Raw genomic sequence first — 4,483 nt, 5'->3', positions numbered from 1 at the left:
GACGAAGTCTCCACGGCCGAGCAAGCGCTTCAGCAGAAGTTGGGCAATAGCGCGCCCACCGATACCGGGGCGCTGACGCAGGCCATCCAAGCGGTTCTCAAAGACAACGACTCGAGCGGCGCGGCGCTGACGCTCGATCAGCTTCAGCGCGCGGCGGTGGCGCTGGTGGCGCAATACAACGTCGATCATCCGCAGCCGAGCGGCGCGGGCACGAAGGTCGATCCGTTCGCGCAAGCGGTCAGCGAGGTGGCGCTGACGCATCAATTTGCCAACATGCAATCGCTGACCGCGGCAGGTCAGGCGTTCACCGATGGTCCGTTGCCGGCGGATAAGACGACCAACGACTTCGGCAGACCGATCGCGCCGCGATCGGTGGATCAGATTCACGACGATCTGCAGCACGACATGGCAGCGGGGATGACGCTGCGCGAAGCGGTGAATCTGGAGTTGGTGCAGGCGGGCGGCGGAGCGCAAAACGATCCGAACTTGGCGGAAGCGTCGCTCATGATCAAGGGCGACGCGCTGGTGGGCACGACCAAGGGGGACATTCTAAAAGCGGCGCAAAGCGCGCTGGAGTCGGAGCACATCTTCACGACGGACGTGAGTCAGGCGGCAGCCAAAGCGCTGTCGACGACGGTGACGCCGACGTCGGGGTTGAACGGGGCCACGCAGCAAGTGCGGCAGGCGTACGGCACGTTGCAGCACGATCAGGCGGCGCACGCGAGCGCCGAGCAGTTGGCGCAGGACGAGCAGCGCTATCACACGGCGCTGTCCGGGCAACTGAACGCGGCGGCGGGCGACAGCACGGGCTCGTGGACGCAGAACCTCGTGCAAATCGACCGCCGGTGGCAGGCCGAGCAGACGGTGCAAGGGCTCGATACGGGCGATGGCGGGCCGTCGGCAGGCGATCTTCATACGTCGTTGCAAGCGGCGCAGGCGCTCGATGTGGTGCAAGCCGCGCGCGGCAGCGGCGATGCGGCGGGCAATGCGGCGGGGGCCAAGGCGCTATCGAGCCAGTTGCAGGGCGTGGCGCCGACGAGCGCGCTGTACCAGGAAGTGATGAGCGATGGGCGCGTGAGCGGTCCGCAGGGCCTGCAGGCGGGCGCGCTGCAAGACATCGTGTCGGCGCACGGCAAAGATGCGGGCGATGCGGGGCAGACGTTGGCCGCGCAAGCGCAGGCGCTTTCGCAATACAAGGGCACGCCGCTGTACGACGCGTTGGTGAAGGGAACGTTGGCGTCGCCGCAGACGCAGCAGGCGATCCAATCGGTGAAGGTGCCGGGCTCGCTGAACGACATGGCGGCGCTGTTCAATCCGATCGGGGCGAATTCGCAGGAGTTGGCGGGGGCGCTGTTCGATCGGCTGAAGCAGCCGCTGCAGAAGCTGATCGAGGCGGGCGATCAAGACGCCTCGCGCACGGGAGACGACACGTACTACAAGCCGCTGGCGCAAATCGGTCAGAGCGTGGGACTGAAGACGGCGGCGGGCCAGCAATTGACGGCGATGGCGAAGGCGGAGCTGGAGAAACTGGCGCAGCAGCCGCGGGTGAAGCCGGCGACGGGTGCGGCGGCGAACTACGAAGTGCCCACGCCGCAGGCGTTCGACACGTTTGCGCTGGCGGCGCAGGACGGCACGCCGATGGAGTTGTATCAGACCATCCTGGATCAGGACCAGGGCAACGGTCAGCTCACGACGCTGTTGCAACAGGGCACGGGCCTTAAGCCGACGCCGACGCCCGGCGGCACGGCGCCGCAGGATGCGGCGCAGTTGTCGACGGCGCTGACGGCTTTGAACGGAGCCGACTCGCAGACGTTGAGCCAGAAGCTCGCCGATGGCCGCAAGGCGAACCCGGCGATCAGCGATGCGACATGGGCGCAAGCGGCGCTATTGCAGCAGGCGCAGGTCGAGGTGAACGACTGGGCGCAGCAGAACAAGGACGCGATCGCGGCGGGCTCGGCGGGGACTCCGCCCGACCCGCTCATCAAGGCGCAGCAAGATCTGTCGAATGATCAGCTATTCGATGCGCAGACGCTGCAAGGGGCGAAGGACGCGCTGGAGAACGGGCAGGTAGCGGCGGCCGCGACGGGGGATAAGAAGGCTCCGGGCCTGCAGTCCGGCGCGGACACGGTGCAGTATCTGCGGGAGATGCTGGGCGAGGGGCTGCCGCCGAAAGCGGCGCTGATGGCGGCGCGTGCTTGGCTGGGCGGGGGCAGCGGCACGGAGCAGTCGCTGATGCAGGCCGCGCTGACGGTGATGGGGCAGCAGTACGTGCAGACGAAGTACGACGGTAGTGCGAACGCGCAGGATCCGATCCAGTGGGCGAAGGATCAACTGACGGATCTGAAGGTGTTCGATGCGGGCCAACTGTCGGATCTGGCGGGCAAGATGACGCAGAATCCGAAGCCCGATACGCAAGCGCTGCAAAAGGCGCTCGATCAAGCGCAGACCGACCTCGGTAAGGCGCAGCAGGCACCGGCCGGCAGCGACGATAAAGCGAAGGCGCTGCAGGCGTATCACGCGGATCTGGCGGCGGCGCTCAATGCGGCGGCCGGGCAGAAGGATGGGGCGTGGCAGACCGACCCGAACAACGTCGATACGCTGTGGAAGGCGCAAGTGCAGGTGCAACAGGCGGTGCTGATGCCGGTGGCGGAGCAGTACGGCACCGATAGCGATCAATTCAAGCAGGCGGCGCAACAGCTAGGCACCGCAATGGGCGCGCAGCAGGTGCTGGCGCATATTGAACAGGCGCAGCAGGCGGCGGGCGGGGCGCAGACCGGCAACGAGGCGGCGGCCGAGGCGCTGACGAGGCAGTTGCAGGGGCTTAAATCGGACAATCCGTTGTACCAAGAGGTAATGGGCGACGCGACGGTAAAGGGGATCGCCGCCACTGCGCTGAACGCGATTACGTCGGGGGCGGCCGAGCCGATGATGTGCACGGTGGACGATCCGAGCGGTAAGAGCGTGCTGGAGCGACTGAAGAGCGTGGGGACGCAGTTGCAGGCCTACTCGAACACCATGCTCTATCCGCAACTGGTCGATGGCGCGACTAACGATGCGCAGGTGCAAACCTTGTTCGGCGAGGTGGATGCGCAAGTGCGGGGCAACGGCAAGCCGCAGGACAAGCTCAATGCGCTGTCGGATGCGATGCTGGCCGCGGGGCCCGACCTATCGGCAGCCTTGTTCGACAGTAAGTTCAAGTCCGGCGATGTGGTGCAGTGGACGCAGCAGGCGAACGACTTGACCGGGGCCGCGAAGATCTACGTGCACGGGGGCGGGGCGAACAACCCGGCAATGGTTCAACTGCGGCACGACATCGAGGGGTTGCTGAACAAGCCGATGGACAAGGGTGGCATCGGCAACGAGAGCGAGGATTCGAATTTGAACGTGCAGGTCATCGCGGCCGAGGATGTCGCGGTGGTCTATGGTCAGGATTTCGGCCTGAGCGCCGTGACCAAGAAAGGCGACGTGCCGCTCGAACTGGTGCAGGACATCATCGAGGAAGGTCCGAAGGCCAGCGGGGCCGATGCATCGAACACGGCGAACGCGGATGTGATCAAAGAGTTGGAGCGTGAGACGGGCTACAAGCCGAAAGGCACGTTGCCGGCGCAGGCTTCCCAGGCACCGCAGGTAAGCGACGACGCGCCGTGGCAGCCGGGCCGGGAGATGCAGACGGCGGGCAAGAATTTGATTGGGCTGCAGAGCCAGGACGGGCTGCACGTCGACACGACCTACGACCGCGTATTGAACGAGATCGGGGCAGCGGAGAACCCCGGTAAGACTCCGACGTACGTGCCACAAACGCTGGCCCAGCAGCAGGCGCTGACTCAGGGTCAGTTCGCCGAGTACGACCCGAAAGAGGTGGTGTACGACAGCGGTGGCCGCAAGACGACGCTCGGTCAGATCGTCGACCAGGTGCTGGCCGGTGCCGGGGCGAAGCAGCCGAGCGCGGTCATGCCGGTGGAGCTGACGTCGCTGTCGATGGAATGGTGGAATAACCGGGAAGGCAAGGGACAGGGCTCGCAACTGGCGATCGTGGAAGGGCTCGACGCGCAGGGCAGGGAAATGGAGGTAGGGCCGGCCGATACGACGGTGCGCCATGGGTATAGCGACTGGCAGTCACACGCTGGGCTGAACAAGGGCCTGCTGATCGCCCAACCGCACTGGGTGCTGGGGGCGGACGGCAGCGTGCTCAGCGACGATGCGTATTGGAAGCAGTTCAAGCCGGATGATCACTGGTGGAACAAAGAGTACTGGGTGCGCGACGCGGAACTGGCGGGCACTTTTGCGATGGCGGCGTTCACGGCTTTCGTGCCGGCAACGGCGCCGGTCTTGGCGCTGGCTATCTCGGACGCTATCGACGCGTACTTCACGATCCAGGCGGTGCAGGGGGCGTGGAGCGCATACAAGAACCTGACCTCCGGAAAGGAGGGCGGCTGGCGCAACGCGTGGAACTGGGTGGACCTGGGGGCGAACGTCTTGGGGG

General features: G+C 65.8%; 1 protein-coding gene. It reads left to right on the top strand.

Annotation, left to right across the window (positions count from 1 at the left end; genetic code table 11):
- The coding region (locus C0Z18_RS33100) for a hypothetical protein (protein ID WP_158244350.1) at nt 1–4,483 on the top strand (4,483 nt) is incomplete at both ends.

Origin of the sequence: Trinickia dabaoshanensis, assembly GCF_002879885.1 — a bacterium.
GTDB classification, from domain to species: Bacteria; Pseudomonadota; Gammaproteobacteria; order Burkholderiales; family Burkholderiaceae; genus Trinickia; species Trinickia dabaoshanensis.
This window is presented reverse-complemented; position numbering and strand designations above follow the sequence as displayed.